The sequence below is a fragment of the Alcanivorax sp. IL3 genome, from assembly GCF_047495465.1.
Classification (GTDB): domain Bacteria; phylum Pseudomonadota; class Gammaproteobacteria; order Pseudomonadales; family Alcanivoracaceae; genus Alcanivorax; species Alcanivorax jadensis.
In genome coordinates this window covers 2,323,112-2,341,468 of record NZ_CP179931.1, presented here as the reverse complement: position 1 = coordinate 2,341,468, position 18,357 = coordinate 2,323,112, and the positions used below count along the sequence as shown (strand labels likewise).

At 58.5% G+C, this 18,357-nt stretch carries 20 protein-coding genes; 4 read left to right on the top strand and 16 right to left on the bottom strand.

Annotation, left to right across the window (positions count from 1 at the left end; genetic code table 11):
- Positions 1 to 27 precede the first annotated feature (27 nt).
- Positions 28 to 1,719, top strand: coding sequence for an alpha/beta hydrolase (locus tag ACMG4M_RS10920; protein ID WP_414429977.1), 1,692 nt, complete (start codon positions 28 to 30; stop codon positions 1,717 to 1,719).
- A 60-nt stretch (positions 1,720 to 1,779) separates the two neighbouring features.
- Here ACMG4M_RS10920 and ACMG4M_RS10915 read toward each other — a convergent pair whose 3' ends face one another.
- From ACMG4M_RS10915 to ACMG4M_RS10885, 7 genes are all read right to left on the bottom strand, one after another.
- The gene (locus tag ACMG4M_RS10915) at positions 1,780 to 2,211 is read right to left on the bottom strand and encodes a thioesterase family protein (protein ID WP_272963266.1); all 432 of its coding nucleotides are present in this window, start codon (positions 2,209 to 2,211) and stop codon (positions 1,780 to 1,782) included.
- Positions 2,212 to 2,406: 195 nt separating this feature from the next.
- The gene (locus ACMG4M_RS10910; RefSeq protein ID WP_272975338.1) at positions 2,407 to 2,766 is read right to left on the bottom strand and encodes a hypothetical protein; all 360 of its coding nucleotides are present in this window, start codon (positions 2,764 to 2,766) and stop codon (positions 2,407 to 2,409) included.
- Positions 2,767 to 2,807: 41 nt separating this feature from the next.
- Positions 2,808 to 3,218 carry a roadblock/LC7 domain-containing protein gene (locus ACMG4M_RS10905; protein ID WP_035247212.1) on the bottom strand — a complete coding sequence of 137 codons (411 nt, stop codon included), beginning with the start codon at positions 3,216 to 3,218 and terminating at the stop codon, positions 2,808 to 2,810.
- Positions 3,215 to 3,766 carry a GTP-binding protein gene (locus ACMG4M_RS10900; protein WP_035247214.1) on the bottom strand — a complete coding sequence of 184 codons (552 nt, stop codon included), beginning with the start codon at positions 3,764 to 3,766 and terminating at the stop codon, positions 3,215 to 3,217. The genes ACMG4M_RS10905 and ACMG4M_RS10900 overlap by 4 nt, the downstream gene beginning before the upstream one ends.
- 4 nt (positions 3,767 to 3,770) lie before the next feature.
- Positions 3,771 to 4,742: a hypothetical protein gene (locus ACMG4M_RS10895; RefSeq protein WP_035247216.1), complete on the bottom strand. Its 972-nt coding sequence runs from the start codon at positions 4,740 to 4,742 to the stop codon at positions 3,771 to 3,773.
- Positions 4,743 to 5,116: 374 nt separating this feature from the next.
- A complete protein-coding gene (locus ACMG4M_RS10890; RefSeq protein ID WP_414429976.1) occupies positions 5,117 to 6,652 on the bottom strand; it encodes a glutamate synthase-related protein in 1,536 nt (511 codons plus the stop codon).
- Between the two features lie 152 nt (positions 6,653 to 6,804).
- Entirely contained in the window at positions 6,805 to 7,695 is an 891-nt protein-coding gene (locus ACMG4M_RS10885) for an SDR family NAD(P)-dependent oxidoreductase (RefSeq protein WP_414429975.1), read from the bottom strand.
- A 211-nt stretch (positions 7,696 to 7,906) separates the two neighbouring features.
- Between ACMG4M_RS10885 and ACMG4M_RS10880 the strand changes: the two genes are divergently transcribed.
- On the top strand, positions 7,907 to 8,815 hold the full coding sequence (locus ACMG4M_RS10880) for an oxidoreductase (protein ID WP_414429974.1): 909 nt from the start codon (positions 7,907 to 7,909) through the stop codon (positions 8,813 to 8,815).
- A 103-nt stretch (positions 8,816 to 8,918) separates the two neighbouring features.
- The gene (locus tag ACMG4M_RS10875) at positions 8,919 to 9,641 is read left to right on the top strand and encodes a YebC/PmpR family DNA-binding transcriptional regulator (protein ID WP_414429973.1); all 723 of its coding nucleotides are present in this window, start codon (positions 8,919 to 8,921) and stop codon (positions 9,639 to 9,641) included.
- 64 nt (positions 9,642 to 9,705) lie between these two features.
- Here the strand turns inward: ACMG4M_RS10875 and ACMG4M_RS10870 are convergent, their stop codons facing one another.
- Both ACMG4M_RS10870 and mfd read right to left on the bottom strand, forming a co-directional pair.
- Complete coding sequence (locus tag ACMG4M_RS10870; protein ID WP_414429972.1) at positions 9,706 to 10,299, bottom strand: peptidoglycan binding protein CsiV; 594 nt, start codon at positions 10,297 to 10,299, stop codon at positions 9,706 to 9,708.
- A gap of 249 nt (positions 10,300 to 10,548) precedes the next feature.
- Positions 10,549 to 14,040, bottom strand: coding sequence for a transcription-repair coupling factor (gene mfd, locus ACMG4M_RS10865; RefSeq protein ID WP_414429971.1), 3,492 nt, complete (start codon positions 14,038 to 14,040; stop codon positions 10,549 to 10,551).
- A gap of 99 nt (positions 14,041 to 14,139) precedes the next feature.
- Between mfd and ACMG4M_RS10860 the strand changes: the two genes are divergently transcribed.
- Positions 14,140 to 14,427 carry a DUF6916 family protein gene (locus ACMG4M_RS10860; protein ID WP_035247234.1) on the top strand — a complete coding sequence of 96 codons (288 nt, stop codon included), beginning with the start codon at positions 14,140 to 14,142 and terminating at the stop codon, positions 14,425 to 14,427.
- Here ACMG4M_RS10860 and ACMG4M_RS10855 read toward each other — a convergent pair.
- The 7 genes from ACMG4M_RS10855 to ACMG4M_RS10825 are packed head-to-tail and all read right to left on the bottom strand — an operon-like array spanning position 14,402 to position 18,136.
- Positions 14,402 to 14,506 carry a hypothetical protein gene (locus tag ACMG4M_RS10855; RefSeq protein ID WP_414429970.1) on the bottom strand — a complete coding sequence of 35 codons (105 nt, stop codon included), beginning with the start codon at positions 14,504 to 14,506 and terminating at the stop codon, positions 14,402 to 14,404. The genes ACMG4M_RS10860 and ACMG4M_RS10855 overlap by 26 nt on opposite strands.
- A complete protein-coding gene (locus ACMG4M_RS10850) occupies positions 14,493 to 14,876 on the bottom strand; it encodes an N-acetyltransferase family protein (RefSeq protein ID WP_414429969.1) in 384 nt (127 codons plus the stop codon). The genes ACMG4M_RS10855 and ACMG4M_RS10850 overlap by 14 nt, the downstream gene beginning before the upstream one ends.
- Positions 14,876 to 15,292 (bottom strand): phage tail protein, encoded by a 417-nt coding sequence (locus ACMG4M_RS10845; protein WP_035247238.1) that lies wholly within the window; start codon positions 15,290 to 15,292, stop codon positions 14,876 to 14,878. The genes ACMG4M_RS10850 and ACMG4M_RS10845 overlap by 1 nt, the downstream gene beginning before the upstream one ends.
- Positions 15,293 to 15,300: 8 nt before the next feature.
- Positions 15,301 to 15,711, bottom strand: coding sequence for a phage tail protein (locus ACMG4M_RS10840; protein WP_035247240.1), 411 nt, complete (start codon positions 15,709 to 15,711; stop codon positions 15,301 to 15,303).
- 13 nt (positions 15,712 to 15,724) lie between these two features.
- The gene (locus tag ACMG4M_RS10835) at positions 15,725 to 16,138 is read right to left on the bottom strand and encodes a phage tail protein (RefSeq protein ID WP_035247242.1); all 414 of its coding nucleotides are present in this window, start codon (positions 16,136 to 16,138) and stop codon (positions 15,725 to 15,727) included.
- 7 nt (positions 16,139 to 16,145) lie between these two features.
- Positions 16,146 to 16,919 (bottom strand): hypothetical protein, encoded by a 774-nt coding sequence (locus ACMG4M_RS10830; RefSeq protein ID WP_035247244.1) that lies wholly within the window; start codon positions 16,917 to 16,919, stop codon positions 16,146 to 16,148.
- Positions 16,919 to 18,136: a hypothetical protein gene (locus tag ACMG4M_RS10825; RefSeq protein ID WP_414429968.1), complete on the bottom strand. Its 1,218-nt coding sequence runs from the start codon at positions 18,134 to 18,136 to the stop codon at positions 16,919 to 16,921. The genes ACMG4M_RS10830 and ACMG4M_RS10825 overlap by 1 nt, the downstream gene beginning before the upstream one ends.
- Positions 18,137 to 18,357: the final 221 nt, after the last annotated feature.

Genomic DNA, 18,357 nt, shown 5'->3' with positions numbered 1-18,357 from the left:
GTTGCTGCAGACTATGGGCGAGACTGAGTGGAAGACGACAACAATAACGATGCGCTGATCGGTAAAATCTACGAAACAGCGCTGTCCCCCGGCGACTGGGTCGAGTTGCTGGATACCATTGCCGGCTGGACGGATAGCCGGCCGCCATCCGCCGATCCCGGCAGCTCTCTGGCAACGCGACAGACTTCCAGCGAAGTGGATCAACTGATTGACCACCTGGAACGGGCGGTGCGTAGCAGTGCCTACATGCATGCCCTGGAAGATCGTACCCAGGTGCTCAATGCCATGTACAACCAGATGCCCTGGCCCATGCTGATGCTGGATGATGGCATGCAGGTACTGGAATGCAATCCAGTGGCCAGGCAGGTGCTGGCGGATGGCCCGGTGCAGTTGCATGAAGACGGCAGCCTGCTGTTTGCCGATCGGGAATTGAAACAGGCCCTGGACCGCATCAACCGGATGGCTGAGGGCCGTGAAACCCGTTTGATCAGTTCTCCCCAGGACGGGGTGTCCCTGTTATGTCTGCCGTTGCAGAAATCCGATGCGCCGGGGACAATTTCCCAGCTGCGAACTATCGTCTGGGTGCTGGCGGGCCATAGCGTGGTGACGCCATCCCCGGAGATGCTTCGCTCCCTGTTTAATATCTCCCAGGCGGAATCCCGGCTGCTGCACCTGCTGTGCAAAATCGGCAACCTGAGCCAGAGCGCCAAACTGCTGAACGTCAGCATTCACACCGCCCGTACCCAGCTTAAATCCACCATGGCAAAACTCAATGCCAACAGCCAGGTACAGCTGGTCAGTCACGCCATGGGCCATGCTCTGGTGCAAGCTGCGAAACTGCCACAAATACAGCAGGAACAGGAATACACCCTGAGTCTGCCAGATCGTCGAGTGCTTAGCTGGTACGAATATGGCGACCCCAATGGTCGTCCGGTACTCACCCTGGACAACCTGGGTGCGGCCATGCCGGATCATGGCTACTTTGATGGCTGGTATCGTGAAAAAGGGCTACGCATGATCATGATCGTGCGGCCCGGCTACGGCATTTCCACCTACAAGGCGGGTATGGAATTCCGGGATTTTGGCCCGGATATTCTCGCCTTGTGTGAGCATCTGGACCTGAATCGTCCACCCATGGCGGCCTACTGTGGGGGAGGCCCCTATGCCCTCTGTGCGGCAGCGCTATACCCGGACATTTTCGATCGACTTGGCCTGTTGGCCAGCACTGTTCCTATCGAGCACTTCGAATTGGACAAGCTGGACCCGCTGCACAACATGTTCTTGCGTCTTTTCCGTCGTGACCCGAGGCTATTTGTGTTGGTAGGGCGGTTGGGCATACGCGGTGTGCAGAAGGCGCCAGAAAAATTCTTCGCCATGATTGCAAAAGGGTTGTGCGATCAAGACAAGGCTGTGCTGGGTAATCCGGATCTGTTGCAGCGCACCATCAAATCCATGCGTCGCAGCCATTTCCAGGGTGCCCGCATTATGATTGATGAGTATCTACGCATGCAGCATCCCTGGCAGGTGGACCTGGGCAAGATTACCGTGCCGGTCATGCAGTGGCACGGCGAAGACGACCGGATTATTTCCATCGGCAGCGCCCGCGGCCTGGCGAGTGATTTGCCCGGCGTGGCGTTTCGCAGTTTCCCGGGACTGGGGCGCTTTATGGTCTATCCGATGTGGAAGGCGTTTCTTACAGAGTTGCTGGAACTGGACTGATTCAGAACAGGCGTGAATTTGTCGACGGTGCAGTGCGTTTCAGCAGACGCCCTTACCTTGTCATGCAAGATCGGCAAACTGCTCTCGAAACGCCGTTGGCACGGGCATGATTGCGTGGCTCTGATGATCGAAAAAGACAAAGCCCTGCTTGGCTAACACTACCAGCTGACCGCCAGGCTGTTTGCTGACCCGGAAAATCAGATCGGCCCCGTACTTGTTGAAATCCATCAATCCCACTTCGAACTGAAGATCATCTTGAGCGAAACTTTCCGTCTTGTAGGTGGCCACCAGGTCAGTCACCACAATGCTCTGCTTGTCGGTATCGAACTGGTCGAAGCCGATATGGCAGAAAAACCGGTAACGGGCTTCGGAGAGCAGTGAGATCATCTGGTCGTTGCCCACATGTTTACCGGTATTCAGGTCTGTCATGCGCACATTGATGGTGTGGGTGTAGATGAACTGTTCAGGCAAGTCGAGAGTAACGCGGGCCATACTGCAGTCTCCAGCGGGGAAGGAGAGGAGTGTAGCAAGGTCTATCGGGTTTAGTGAAAAAGGATTATGTATTGGGCGGAGTGGCATTCTGGCAACACTTGCACCAGCTCAGGAAGTGGTCTGAAAGCACCGTGCCATGGAAGAACGTATGGTACGGAGCAGCAATGGTGCTGCTCCATACCCACGACGTGATGGTTAAACGCTCAGGTCAGCTTCAACCGATTGGCAATTGCGCCGAGCCAGTGCCAGATTGGATTTTGCCTTGTCCAGCACCAGGTACATGAACAGACCTTCATTTTTCGCCACCGGACGGATGATGTGATACTGGGTTCCCAGTGTGATCAGAATATCCTCGATGGTGTCTTTGAGTCCCAGTGATTTCATGGTTTTAAGCTTGGCACGAACCACCTCGGTGTTGCCGGCGGCGGCCAACTCAAGATCCAGTCCGGTCCCATCCTGACCCAGCACCATGCCACTGTTTGAATCAACAATAGCGGCACACATTGCACCATCGGATTCCAACAGGGTTTTCAGACTCTCAGTAACGTTGCCCATAACTAACTCCTATTATTTTATATTTTCCCTAAAGAGGGGAACTAACTGGCTGCTTTCAATGATTCCGATAGAGCTGCACAACAGTTTTTGGCGCCCCAGATCAGTTGCCCGAGCTTGGAGGCGTCATTGGCGACTACGGCCAATGCCAGGGGAGGTGAGCTGTTGGGCACTTTCATCACGGCCACAACGCCCTCCTCGGATTCGACAATCAGGCGGCTGCACTCAGAAATGCCCGCTTCTTTTGCTATTGCCGAGCTGATTGCCGCAAGGGAGCTTCCCATTGCGGCAAGCCGGCTGGCTTTCCCCTTATCGTTTTCCAACGTGGCTATTTCAAAGCCATCACTGCTCAATAGCACGGCAGAGGTGATCCCCGGGGTGGAGTCTTGCAGGATGTGTAGCTGTTTCTGCGCCATTGCCACGGCAGAATCGCTAAGAGGGTTCCTGTCTTTCATACTTGCATCAGTTCCATTTCGTTGGCTTCGATCTGACAGAGGAGGGTTTCAACCAGAAGCAGAACGTCTTCACACTCCCTGACGTCCACGGAAATCACTGGGACAAACAGATGTTTGGCTGCCAGTTTTTCCGTAACCCGGTCGATACGTGTGAAGTCATCACTGGAAATCCGGCCAATACCAATAACCAGAGGCGTTTCCCCGTTGTTGGAAAAAGCGTTGGTGTAAAGTTCCAGGTGTTCTTCAAGGTCCGGGTGTTCGCCGTTCAGCAGGAGGATAACTCCTGCTGCATTGGTAGCCAGAATTGGCCACATGAACTGAAAACGCTCTTGCCCTGGTGTGCCGTAAAGGCGCACGCCACTACCGTCAGGCAGGCTGATATAACCGTAATCCAGACCGGCGGTCGTCATTTCCTTGTTGCACTGCTCTAAATCAGTGTTTATCACATCCGTGGAGACACATTCCTGATCACTGAGTTGAGTGATTGCCGTAGTCTTACCGGCGCCCATCGGGCCGGTGAAAAGGATTTTGAATTCGTTGCTTATCATTATTTCAGCTCAATCCCAGACGTGTTCTCAGGCCTTTGATCATCCCACCGAGGCGATGGTGTTCCGCGCCAGCTTGTACTGATGGGGCTATAGCAGAGGGCGGTCTCACCTGACTGACCAGTAACCCGCTAATTTCACAAGCATTGATGAAGTGATAAAGCGCCTTGTCATCACAATGTGAAAGTGTCTTCAGCTCTGACAGCGTCAGTGCACGGCGGGTCATCAGGGCACACAAGGAGAGCAACTGCCGGGATTTATTCAGCGCTGCAGCACTGGGCCAACGGCTCAATTTGAAATGGCTGTCTTCATCCAGCCAGGGCAGCAGGTCATTGCAATGGTTAGCTCCGGTTAGCCAGGCGAGCTCAAACAGTGGCCGTGGTACCATGCCCTCGGAAACGGGTTCGCTGCTGGGGCTTAAAGGGCTAAAAGACACCGGGCCCGCGGACAAGGCGTGTAGCAATGCGGGCCGTGCGTAAAACCGGTGGCTTCCGGGTTTTACCAGTAAAAGGCCTTCCGGACTTTGGCTGCTGTACAGTTCAGTCGACCCCTTGTTATTGATAACCCGGTATAAACTGGCACAAAAATCGACGCTAGGTAGTGATGAGTTTCCTTCTGATTCAGACACTTCACGATTATGCTCAGCATGACTGGATGAAGTATCCAAAGATCGCAGTACCTCATCCAACACATCCAGCAGCTGCATGACTCGAAATGGGTGTGGCAGCGCAAAAGCGGATGCTGGTTTTTCCTCAGAGCTGGGGTAAATGACGATACAGGGTTTTTGGCTCAGGTCGTCCTGGCTGGTTTGTGCCTCTTGCAGACTGGACACCATGAGAACATCCGCCATCGCAGGTGTTGCCTGGCTCCAGTGTACTGAGGAACGGCCATCAATGATTTTCAGCATGGAAAGACAGGCACTGACCGTGTCTTCTCCCAATCCGATAAATCCAAGACGCTGTGTTTGCATTTGTGCCATCCGAGATCCGGTAGTACCGGTTACTGCAATAGTGGCGAAAACTGCTGATCGCCATCAGTTAGTGATCTATGTCTCAATTATTAGTAGCGGGACGCCCAGCAGGGCAAAGGGATCGCGACAGGCGGAGACTTTCAAGGGATGAGTTGATGTTGCGATCACGTCATATTGACCGTCTTTGTTGGCGGTTTTCTGAAGCGAAGGAACGATTTTTTTATAACAGGATGATTAATAAGGAAAATATTATTATTTGAAAAAATAAGTGACGTTGGTTGTGAGGTAACGAAATAAATGTACGCCTTTTCCTACATTTGCCATTCACTTGTAAGACATTGCTTACCGATGGTTGAAATTTCTCCCTCTGTTATCTCTGGAAGCTAGCCGATTCCGCCATAACGAACCCCGGCCAGGGCAGCCATTTCCCGATCAAAGGTTGCCAGGTCTTCCAGGGTAAATTGATTCAGATGGTGGTGGCCGCAGGCGCGGGCCATGACTTGCATCAGCTCTGTTGAGGCATGGAAGAAGTTGGCCAGCCGGTGGGCAGCGTGGTCCACGTCCAGACGTTTTCGCAATTCCTCGTTCTGGGTGGCGATGCCGGCGGGGCATTGGTTGGTATTGCACATGCGGGCGCCAACGCAGCCAATGGCCTGCATGGCGCTGTTGGACAGGGCAATACCATCGGCCCCCAGGGCCAGAGCTTTGACGAAATCCATGGGCATGCGCAGGCCGCCGGTGATCATCAGAGTGACGTTGCCGCTGGCGCCCTGGTCATCCAGATAGCGGCGGGCGCGGGCCAGGGCGGGGATGGTGGGCACGCTGATGTGGTCGCGGAACATGGCGGGTGCAGCCCCGGTGCCGCCGCCCCGGCCATCCAGAATGATGTAGTCGGCGCTGGCATCCAGGGCGAACTGGATGTCTCTTTCGATATGGTTAGCGCTCAGTTTGAACCCCACCGGTATGCCGCCGGACACTTCCCGCACCCGGTCGGCGAAACGTTTGAAATCATCGCTGCTGTGCAGCTCCCTGAAGGTGGCAGGGGAGATGGCCGGCTGGCCTTCGGGAATGTGGCGCACCTGGGAAATCTTGCCCACGTTCTTGTTGGCAGGCAGATGGCCGCCGGTGCCGGTCTTGGCGCCCTGGCCACCCTTGAAGTGAAACGCCTGCACCTTCTTCAGATGGTCCTCGGTATAGCCAAACATGGCGCTGGCCAACTCGTAAAAATAGCGGGAATTGGCGGCCTGTTCTTCCGGCAGCATGCCGCCCTCGCCGGAACAGATGCCGGTGCCGGCCAGGTCTGCGCCCCGTGCCAGTGACACCTTCGCCTCCTCGGAAAGTGCACCGAAGCTCATGTCCGAGACCATCAGGGGAATCGCCAGCGTTAGCGGTTTGTCCGCTCTGGGACCGATCATCAGTTCGGTGCCTACGGGTTGGTCATCCAGCAGCGGTTGGGTGGCCATCTGCGCCACCATGATCTGGATATCATCCCATTTGGGCAGGCAGTCACGGGGGACGCCCATGGCGGTCATGGGGCCATGATGGCCGACTTTATCGAGCCCGTTTTCCGCCAGGTCGTGGATCAGGGCCACGTTGGGTTCCTCTGCGGTGGCCTTGGGCTGTGGCATGCCGTCCCGCTGGATACTCTCCGGGCCGGGGCCTTCTTCGCCGACCTGGTCTTTGCTGAACCGGGCGTGGGTGCCATCGCAATAGGGGAAGTTGCCGCTATGCTTGCACATGCACAGGTAGCCTTCGTCCTTGTCGGCTTCGAAGCCGAGGGGCGTGATATCGGTGCCCGCATGGGAGCCATCGCAGAAGGGCTGGTTGGCGGAACGACCGCAGCGGCAGAAGTGGTAGGTTTCACCGGGTTTGAGTTCGGTTTTCCGGGGCTTGATATCGGCGATGACGGGCTTGGACATGGTGGCTCCTGGCTGGCACTGCGGGCTGGGATACTTCGATCATGCCAGCGGTGGCGGGGGAGTCAACGCTTTGGACAGGGCAGGATAGAGAGCGCTCGCCATTCGACTCTGCCTGCCTTACCGCGCGGCAGAAGAGTCGAGTGACGCGCTTGCTAGCGGTTCGATTCGATGTTTCGAACCAGGCGGTGAATCTTTTCGCTGCGATCCAGCAGCGCATCGCTGAGTGGGCTCATCACCCCCCGCAGCATGGACAAGGGTTTCCAGCGGGCCGGGGCAATAATGGCAGCGGAACGGGTTGTCAGGCCGGCAACCAGGGCAGTGGCAATTTCCTCGGGCTGCACCTGCTTTCTCAGAACGGCGGGGAAGGCGCTTTCAATCAGCTCGGAGGCGGTGGCATGGCCACCGAAGGCCAGCTCGGTGATAGGTGTTGCCGTCCAGCCGGGGTAGAGCACGCTGGCGCTGGCGCCGGTACCGGCCAGTTCAGCCCGCAAGGCTCTGCCGAGCATTTCCACTGCCGCCTTGGAGGCGGCGTAGGGCGCATTGACCATGCCGTTGACGAACGAATAGATCGAGGAGGTGATGATAATCTGGCCATGATTTCGCTGAACCTCCGGCAGGGCCGCACGAAGAGTGTGCCAGACGCCGAACAGATCCACGTCGATAATTTTTTCGAACTCGGCCTCATCGCAGCTGGCGATAGTCGCCGGGTTGTTCCGCCAGGCAATGCCGGCGTTGGCAAAGGCGATATCCAGCCGGCCAAAGTGCTCCACGGTTTGCTGGACGACAGCTTTTGAGGCGGCTGCATCCGTTACGTCGAGAGGCAAGGCGAGTACCCGTGCGGGATCAAATTCTGCGGCAAGCAAGTCCAGGGACTGCTGGGATAAATCCGTCAGCACCAGGTTGGCCCCTTTTGTGTAAAGCGCTCGAGCGCTGGCAGCACCAATCCCGCCGGTTGCGCCGGTGATGAGAACCACCTTGCCATTCAGGTCATACTTCTTGCCCACGTGCTGATCTCCCTGTAAGTCGTTGCGTCCGGTAACCATGACAGCGGTCACCGGTGAGTCAAAACAAGCACAGAACCATACCACTGATGCTCAGTGAGAGTCCTGTGGATTCAGTAGCCACCGGCCTCAAGCCGACCTGTGAGTTTTCCTTCATCGTGTGGCGTCAAACGATTGGCCCAGCAGGAAGGGGTGATGGTAGCCGGTGCCGTGCACAATCATTTTCATCGCAACCACAGGAAAGGATTTTCTCATGGGCAAATCAACCTGGCGGCCGGAGATGATGGCAGACCTCACCGGCAAGACGATTCTGGTAACCGGCGCCAACAGCGGCATCGGCCTGGAAGCGGTGAAACTGTTCGCCGGCAAAGGGGCCGAAGTGATCATGGCCTGCCGTAATGTGGACAAGGCCAAAGCGGCCGCGGAGGCGGTGAAAGCCATGGTGGCTGACGCCAGGCTGGTGATTATGGCGCTGGATCTGGCTGATCTTGCCTCGGTAAAGGCGTTTTCCGAGGCGGTAAAGCAGCGCTTTGCAAAGCTGGATGTGCTGCTGAACAACGCTGGCCTGATGGCGCCGCCATTGCAGCGAACGCGGGATGGTTTCGAAATGCAGTTCGGCACCAATCACTTGGGACATTTTGCGCTGACCGGCCAGCTTGTTGAGCTTCTCGAGTTTGCCAGCGATCCACGGATTGTGCAGATATCCAGCCTGGCCCATCGGGGCGGGAAGTTGATGTGGGGGAATCTCAATGCGGAAAAAAACTATTCCCGTTGGCCCTTCTATTGTCAGAGCAAGCTGGCCAACCTGATTTTCGCCAGGGACCTGCAGCGTCGGCTACAGGCATCGGGGTCGAACATCAGGGTAATGGCCGCTCACCCCGGCTATTCCGCTACCCACCTTCAGGATACGATGCCCGGTGGAGGCCTGTTCAACAAGATCATGGCTCAGTCTGCTCAGATGGGGTGCCTGCCCGGCGTCATGGCCGCCACCAGCGATGCGGTGGAGGCGGGCGGTTATTACGGCCCGGAGGGAAAGGTGATGGAATTACGCGGCTATCCGGCCCCGGCCTTTGCCCGCAAGATCACTGACAATCAGGCCGTTGCACAGCGGTTGTGGGAAGAATCGGAGCGGTTGACCGAGGTGCATTATCTGAACGATTAGACTGTTTGTCTGATCTTGAGGGGTGTTATTCGCCGGGCGTAGGTAATTTCCCGTTTTTCCCCTAGAATCTGCGGCTGACTATCAATCTCGGAGCAAGCATCCCATGGGCCGCGCCTATCAGAACCGTAAAGAATCCATGGCGAAAACCTCGGACATGAAGGCCAAGGTTTACAGCCGCTATGGTCGAGAGATTTATGTGTGCGCCAAGGCCGGTGGCCTGGATCCATCTGCCAATCTGGCCCTGCGTGGTCTGATTGACCGGGCCAAGAAGGATCAGGTGCCTGGCCATGTGATCGATAAAGCCATCGACAAGGCCAAAGGCGGCGGCGGTGAAGATTTTGCCCCGGCTCGTTACGAGGGCTATGGCCCTGGCGGCTGCATGGCGATCATCGAGTGTCTTACCGACAATCCCAACCGTACTTTCGGCGATGTGCGCGTGGCGTTCACCAAGACCAAGTGCAAGATCGGTACCCAGGGCACCGTGGCTCACATGTTCGATCATGCGGCGATTTTCGTGTTCCGTCATGATGACGAAGAAGCGGTGCTGGAAGCACTGATGGACGCGGATGTGGATGTCACCGATATCGAAAGCGAAGACGGCATGCTCACTGTGTTCACCCCCAACACAGAATATGCCAAGGCCCGCCAGGCGCTTGCTGGCGCTTTGGAAGGTATCGACTTCGAGGTGGATGAAATCCAGTTTATTCCGCAGAGTTTCACCACGGTGAGCGGCGATGACCGGGAGCTGTTCGATAAATTCCTGGCCATGCTCAACGATCTGGACGATGTGCAGAACGTGTATCACAACGTAGATTTGGCCGAATAAATTTGATGTCTCTTCCGCCTGGACCACTTACTGGGCGGTGCCCGCCTGTTTGATTTGATCGGCCTTAACGAGTGATTCGCACCAGCATGCCGAACATGGGGTGGTCGAAGTAATAGACTTCATGGCCGGTGAGGCGACGGCTTTCGTCGATGTCTACATAGAAACGCTGGCCATTGCTCTGGGTATTGAACCAGATGCGCGGCTCAACGTGGACGTAGCGCGATTTACTGAAATGCAGGGTGCCTTCCAGTTCTGGCACATTGCCGTCCCCTGTGGCCAGGGTCTGACCACCGTTCAGATACACGGGCAGGGTATTGCCCTTGTCGCCAATGGGCTGGCTCCAGGCCTTGTGGTAGAGCTGGCGGTAATCTCCGGTGCCGGCCATGCGTTCCATCATGTATTGCAGCACGGTCTGGTCTTCCGACAGGGGTTGCCAGGCGCCGCGGGACAGGGCGTCCGGGTCGGCATACTCACTGACTTGCGGTGCGCCGATGGTCACTGACCGCGGGGCATAGCGAGGTTGCAAATCGGCGGGCCAGATTTCTTCGCTGCTGCCGTGATCACGGGCGAATATCAGGACTTCAACGTTGTACCAGCTCTGGGCAATGACAGGGGTGGCCATGAGGGCCAGCACAGCCAAAACGAATGCGCGAAGCATCGGGATCTCCTCTGGTGGCCTGTGAGCAGGCCTTATCTTGATACTGACGCGGAGGCGTGCCCCTCCTGCTGCCTGTCGGATGCTCCGCTGAGGGCGGAGAGTCCGGTGATTTCCTTACGCCTGTTTGTCCCGGTTAGGACCTGGCGTGTCTCCTGGAAATTGCACCCACGTCATTTTTTATTTCAACGACTATAACCAGTTCACACCGCCAATTCACGATTAACCACCTGGCCGGTCGTTTTTCACGAATTAGCTGCCTGTGTCCTGCTTGATGCTCTGGGCTGCCAGGCGCTTGAGCAGGGCGTCTACTACCTCGATGCGTTCCTCGGGCGTTTCACTGTCTTCCACAAAACGCAGTGCATTGGCACCCTCCAGCTTGTAGCGGTTCGGGCCGGACTGGACCAGCTTGACGATGGTCAGCGGGTCCACCGGGGTACGCTCGCCGAACTCCAGCTTGCCGCCACCGGCGTGGGCATCGAGTCGGGTGATGCCCAGTCTTTCCGCCTGCTGGCGCAGTTCGGTGACTGCGAACAGGTTTTTCACCGGTTCCGGCAGCAGGCCGAAGCGGTCGATCATCTCTACCTGCAGTTCTTTCAGGCCATTGCGGGTCTTGCAGCCGGCAATGCGCTTGTAGAGGGTCAGGCGGCCGAACACGTCCGGCAGGTAATCCTCGGGGATCAGCGCGGGGATACGCAGGTTGAGTTCCGGGCCACCGCTGAGCGGTTTTTCCACGTCCGGTTGTTCGCCCCGTTTCAGGGCTTCCACCGCCTGCTCCAGCATTTCCATGTAGAGGCTGAAACCGATGGTGTGGATGTTGCCGTGTTGCTCTTCGCCGAGCAGCTCACCGGCGCCACGGATTTCCAGATCCTGACTGGCCAGCATGAAGCCGGCACCCAGGTCGGTGGCCTGTTCGATGGCCTCCAGTCGCTTGAGCGCATCCTTGCTCATCGCCTTGGGGCTGGGGGTAATCAGATAGGCGTAGGCCTGATGATGACTGCGGCCCACGCGGCCGCGCAGCTGATGCAACTGAGCCAGGCCGAGCTTGTCGGCCCGGTCGATGACGATGGTGTTGGCACTGGGCACGTCGATGCCGGTTTCGATGATGGTGGAACAGACCAGCACGTTGAAGCGCCGGTGATAGAAGTCGCTCATCACCGCTTCCAGTTCCCGCTCGCGCATCTGCCCGTGGGCAATGCCGACGCGGGCATCGGGCACCAGTTTGCGGATGTCGGCAGCGGTCCGTTCCATGGTGTCGATATCGTTGTGCAGGTAGTACACCTGGCCACCACGCAGAAGCTCGCGGAGCAGGGCTTCCTTGATGGTGGTGTCATTGTGCTGCTGCACAAAGGTTTTCACCGACAGGCGTTTCTGCGGCGGGGTGGCGATGATGGAAATATCGCGCATGCCGCTGAAGGCCATGTTGAGGGTTCGGGGGATCGGCGTGGCGGTAAGGGTGAGGATGTCGCACTCGGCGCGCATCTGCTTGAGGCGCTCCTTGTGGCGTACCCCGAAGCGGTGTTCCTCGTCCACGATGATCAGGCCCAGATCGCTGAAAGACACGGTTTCCTGCAGTAACTGGTGGGTGCCCACCAGGATATCCACCTTGCCTTCTTTCAGGCGCTGCAACACCTGGGTCTTGTCCTTGGCACTGCGGAAGCGTGACAGCACTTCGATGTTTACCGGCCAATCGGCAAAGCGGTCAGTGAAGGATTCGTAATGCTGCTGGGCGAGCAGGGTGGTGGGTACCAGTACCGCCACCTGGGTCTGGTTTTCCACGGCCACAAAGGCGGCGCGCATGGCCACTTCGGTCTTGCCGAAACCCACATCGCCGCACACCAGCCGATCCATGGGCTGGCTGGACTGCATGTCGGCAATCACTGAGGCAATGGCAGCCTGCTGGTCCGGGGTTTCCTCGAAGGGAAAGCCGGCACTGAAGCGTTCGTAATCGTTCATGTCCACGTCGAACTGCTTGCCCTGGCGGGCTTCGCGGCGGGCGTAGGTGTTGAGCAGTTCAGCGGCCACGTCGTGGATTTTTTCCGCCGCCTTCTGCCGTGCCTTGCTCCACTGCTCGGTGCCCAGCCGGTTGAGCGGGGCGCTATCGCCACCGCCGTAGCGGCTGATCAGGTGCAGGGAGGACACCGGCACGTAGAGTTTGTCGCCGCCGGCATATTCCAGCAGCAGGAACTCATGTTGCTGGCGGTCCACCTCCATGTGGATCAGGCCAAGATAACGGCCCACGCCATGCTCCATGTGTACCACCGGAGCGCCTTCGGTGAGCTCGCCCAGGGAGCGGAAGGCCTGTTCGGCGGCGCCGTCGTCGCTGCTGGATTTGCGGCGCCGGCGTTGCAGTACGCGCTCGCCATACAGGTCGTTCTCGGTGACCACCAGCAGCTCGTGTTCGGGGGCGTAGAAGCCCGCATCCAGCTCGCCGCGGGTCAGGCTCCAGCGCTCGGGTTGGGCGATAAAGTCCGGCCAGTTGTCTTTCAGGGCCGGCTGGATGCCGATTTTCTGCATCAGTTCCAGCAGGGCTTCGCGGCGGCCGGCGGTTTCCGCACAGAGCAGAATGCGGGTGTCCGGATGGGCGTCGGAGAAGGTGTGCAGCAGGGCAAGAGGGTTGCTGGCACGCACATCCGCAGTGAGCGGCGGCATCCGGCTCACATCGAACTGGATAGCGTTACCGCTGTGGGTGGTGCTGTCTGCCTGGCGAGCCCGGGGATGCTGCTTGAGGGCCGCCGCCAGCTCTTCCGGGCGCAGATACAGTTTCCAGGGGGCCAGAATGGGCCGGTGGATATCGTGGCGTCGGGATTCGTAGCGTTGCTCCACGTCGGCCCAGAAGTGCTCCACAGCGCTCTGGCAGTCGGCCAGTTCCACCAGCCGCACATCGTCGGGCAGGTAGTCGAACAGGGTGGCCATGTTCTCGAAGAACAGCGGCAGGTAGTACTCCAGACCGGGTGCAGACAGGCCGTCGGACACATCCTGATAGAGCGGTACGCCGCGGGTGTCCACGTCGAAGGTGTCGCGGAAGGCGGTGCGGAAGCGGCTGATGCCGTCGGTGCTGAGCGGGTATTCCGCCGCCGGCAGCAGGGTGATGTCATCCACTTTGCCGGTGGAGCGTTGGCTTTCCGCGTCGAACAGGCGCAGGGATTCGATCTCGTCGTCAAACAGCTCAATGCGGAAGGGTTGATCGGCGCCCATGGGGAAGATATCCATGATGGCGCCGCGCACGGCGAATTCGCCGTGCTCATAAACGTTATCTCGCTGTCGGTAGCCGCAGGACACCAGGCGGCTGCGAGTGGCTTCCATATCGAAGGTGTCGCCCACCTTGAGCAGGAAGCTGTTGCCAGTGATATGCAGTGGCGGGGCCAGACGCTGCATCAGGGTATTCACTGGCACCACCAGGATGCCCTTGTGACTGCTGGGCAGCTGGTGCAACACGCGGATGCGATCGCTGATGATGTCCTGGTGGGGGCTGAACAGGTCGTAGGGCAGGGTCTCCCAGTCCGGAAACAGCATCACCGGCGTATCGTTGCCCTGATCCCCGCTACCGGTCAGGTAGAACTCCAGCGAGTCGGCAAGGTGTTGTGCGCGACTACTGTTGGGAGCCAGCACCACAAACAGATGATCCTGGCTGCGTGCCAGTTCGGCCAGCACGGCAGCCATGCTGCCGCTGTCCAGCCCGGCCCAGTCTTTGTAGTGCTCGCGGCCGGTGGGGAAGAGGCTGCTGTCGGGGAGTAACTTCATTAAGACCCGTGTCCTGCGTGTTCGGTGGGTGCGTATTGTAGCCAAGGGTGACGGTGCCGTCAGTGCCGGCTAGACTGCCGGTCTGATTGGGGAGGATGCATGATTACATTACAACAATGGAAAGATTGTGAAGGACAGGCGTTTACGCTGGAAAATGGCGATAGCCTGACCTTGGCGGAAGTGACGATGCCGATCTCGCCGGAGGGGTGGGAATGTTTCTCCCTGTTGTTTGCGGGGCAGGTGCAATTGGAGCAGGGCGCCACTGTCATGCGTAACGACGTGCTTGGTGAGACATCGGTGTTTGTGGTACCGGTGGGGCCGTTGGGCGCCAGTGATGGTACCTACCATTTCGAAGCGGTGTTCAATCGTCAGGTTGCCAGCGCATAAGCAGGTAGACACCCTTGTCTGCCTGTTCCACAAAGCCCAGCCGCTCATAGAGCCGTCGTGCCGGGTTATTGGTTTCCACGTGAATAGTCAGGGGCTTGCCGGCCCGGCGAGCCCGGGCCTGCTAGGGCGGCGAGAACCTGTGACCCCAGGCCGCTGCCACGAAAGGCCGGCAGCAGGGCAATATCCACGATGCGGATTTCCTGCTCCCAATCGGACAGGTACAGCCGCCCGGCTGTCTCCCCGCTTAACTCAATCAGATGACGCTCCGCTTCCGGATAATGCAGCAGGTAGTGTTCGTGCTGCGCCTTGGCCTGCATGGCCAAAAAGGCATCCTGCTGCCCCTGGGGCCAGCCGGTCTGCGCCACTTCTTCCTGGCGGGTGCTGGTGTAGATGGCCAGTAACATCGGTGTGTCGCTGTCACTGGCCGGGCGTAAACGGTAGCTGTGCATTACGAGCGGGAAGGGTAAATGCCGAACAGGGCCACAATGAAGTGCACAAAGAGCTGGGGGGTCAGCGATTCCTGGTTGTTCGAATGCGCCTGCCAGGTTTGTTGGGTTTTCCCCAGGCCGCGATCAATGCTGACGCTGGTAGTGGCAGCAACGGCACCACTGGCATTGCTGCCACTTTTGGCGCCCAGACGAGCCTGAGGAAGTCCCGGGCCCGTGCCGGCGTGTACCGGAGAGCGTCCCCGACAATCCGGTAGACCGAATGTGGTTCTGCCATCACCGCCATAAATGGTGCCAAACAAGGAAAACAGCGCATCATTCTGTGATACGGCCAATAGTTGGCCATCGCAGAGTGCCCAGCCTCGCGGAGCAAAATTGCCGGCAAACATGCGAATTTCACCTACAAAGGGTTCTGACATAGGAGCCTCTAGCTTCTGCTTGGGAAAAGCCCTTGCAGGGCAATGGCAAAGTTAAGCGCGATAGAATCCATCTGCGCACCATGGGTGGCAACCAGGGTGTTATTCAAGGTGCTGCCCAGATTGCGATCCAGGGTCAGGCTGTCCAGGGTGTCTCCATCATCGGCAGGCCCGGTTGTGTTCGCCGTTCCCCCTTTAGTGCCCTGATTGATGCTACCCGCTCCCGGATGCATGGGCGTGCGGCCGCGCAGGTCCGGAAGTGCAAAGCTGGTTCTGCCGTCGCCACCGTAGGTAGTGCCCAGCAGAGAATAAAGGGACTGGTTTTGATTGATCGGCAAGATTTGTCCATCGCAGAAGGCCCAACCGCGGGGCGCAAAGTTGAAGCCGTAAATGCGGATTTCGGCGAGAAAGGGTTCGCTCATCAGTAAAAGACTCCTAGCCTCTGGATGGGTATAGCCCTTGCAGAGCAATGATGAAATTCAGACCCAGATAAGGATGGCGCTGATCGCCAGCGGGTATTTTGGCGGCGATAGTGCGGGTGGTCTGGCTATTGCCCAGGTTACGGTCGGGCGTGACGTTCTGTACAACCTCTACCGGGTTGTTCTCGGCCACCTGACCAAGGCGATAACTTGGCAGTCCGGGGCCTCTGCCGGGATGTGCGGGCGCTCGGCCTTGCAGATTGGGTAAGGCCACTGTGGTACGACCATCCCCGCCATAAGTGGTGCCGATCAGGCTGAACAGGGCGGTATTCTGACTGATAGGCAAGAGTTGCCCGTTGCAAAAGGCCCAGCTGCGAGGGGCGAAATTACCCGCAAAGATGCGAATTTCAGCAATAAAAGGTTCGCTCATAGTGGCCTCACACGCTGATCAGCAGGTTACTGCCCGGTTGCCAGCTCAGATGAGCCAGCTGCTGGGCGCTGGTTTGGGGGAGTGCCAGTACCGGTGTAGCTCGGTCAGCCCAGCAGAGCTGCTTCTGGCAACGATCCATGATCAATAGCTGGTCGTTCACGGCGGTCAAGCCGCTGGGCATGGTTAATGTGCTGACTTCACTGCCCAGGCTGTCGCCTGTCAGGGTGAAGTGGTGCAGTCGCCGATCGCCGAGGGTGAGCAGGGTGATGCGCTCTGCGGTTTTGGCCAGAGAGGCGGGACCATTCAGGGGCCGGTCGCTTTGCAGCCAGACTCTGGATTCATTGCGCAGATGCAGTCGCATCAGGCGATGGCCGTGTACATCTGCGATCAAAGCGTGGTCACCATTGAGCACAAAGTCGGCAGGTTCCTGCAGATCGGTCAGATCAATATGGCGGGCCTGGCTACCGTCGGGCCGGAACCAGCTTAGCCGACGCTGGCTGCGGTCCAGCAGGACAGCGTTATCCCCATCCAGGGCCGCGGCAACGATGCGGGTTTCGTGGGGAGCGCCGGTGTCTAGACTGATGGTGCTGCCGTTGCGATACCACTGGGCTTGGCGGCCATGGTCGGTGATCTGCAGCCTCTGGTTCTCGCCGAGGGCAATCGCCCGCGCTGCACTGACCAGTTCCACGCGGGCTGCCGTGGTGCCGGCGACCAAGGGTGTGCTGAGCAGGATCCCGGCCGCGCCGCCAGCCGCGATAAACTGCCGTCGCGTGATAGCCATTAGTTGGCTACCGCGCAAGTAATGGTAATGGCGGTAGGCGTGGCGGCCGCGCCAGTCTGCCAGGTTTCGCAACTGCCGCTCCAGGCGCCGGCGGCACTGGGGTAGCTGTTGGTAATGTAGCTATTGCTGGCACACTGAACGCCACCGGCCAGTACTACGCCACTGTCACATTGGCAGCTTGTCGCACTGGTGCAGGCCTTCTGGGCTACATTGCTGGTACTGAATGTGCCGGCTGGGCCGGTCATGCCGGTGAGCCCTATAGGGCCCTGGTTACCTGTGTCGCCTTTGGGGCCTGCGGGACCGGCGATGCCTTGCGGTCCGGCTTCACCCTGAGGTCCTTGATTGCCGGTATCGCCCTTGGGGCCGATAGGTCCAACGGGGCCTTGGTCTCCAGTGTTGCCTTTAGGACCAGTGGGCCCAGCGATACCTTGCGGTCCGACTGCGCCTTGTGGGCCTGTATTACCGGTATCCCCTTTGGGACCGATAGGACCGATGGGGCCCTGGCTGCCAGTCTCGCCTTTGGGGCCAATGGGGCCGGCGATGCCTTGTGGTCCAGCTTCACCCTGTGGACCTTGGGGGCCCGGTGCGCCCGCCGGACCGGGTTGCCCCGTATCACCCTGGGGCCCAGTGGGGCCGGCTTCACCAGTGTCACCTTTGGGGCCGACCAAGCCGCTGTCCGGGCCTACCCACTCACCATTTTCATTGATCAAAAGCTGATCGGCGACGCTTACCGTGCGCGGAGTGATATCCCCGTTGACCTGCTCGGCTTCGCGGGCCTGCAGGGCATAGGGCACGCTGCCGGTGGTGACGACAAGGCGCGGAGACATTTCACTGTCGCCATTAATCGCCAGCCCCAGTTCTACCTGATTGCTTTCCAGCAGGTCATCGGGCAGGGGGTTGCTGTCGCTATCACCCAACACCAGGCTGTATCGGCCGTTCTCAACGCTGACGGTCATGTCTTCGGTCCAGAGGACTGCGCCAAGACCGAGGGGATCGGTGTTGATCCCTCCATCATTCTGGTAGTCGGTCGTCCGCCCGGATAGATCGTAAAGGGTTGTGGTCAGCGTGTAGGTGCCATGCAGGGGCAACTGGCTGGAGCGATCGCTGAGATAGCCTTGTATGACCAGGCGTGATGGAACGGTGGCTTGCACGGCCTGAGAGAAAAGCAACATGCAGAGCGCCATGGCCGCCAGGCCACCGCGGAGAAGCTGAAACATCGAATTGTCCCCCCGAAGGCGATCTAGGCGCCCCCTTTGTCTATTTGTGCATATAGTAAACAGTGTGACTCAGTTCAAACAAGCGCTAAAAGTGATGTTTTCTCTGGCGTTGTGCCAAGCAGGAGGACGAGAGCACAGTGGTGTTGTTAATTTCCTGGGCTGCCTCTGCGCCCGCGAAGAACCCCGGCAGGTTGAGCCGATTCGTGATTTGACCTCAAATT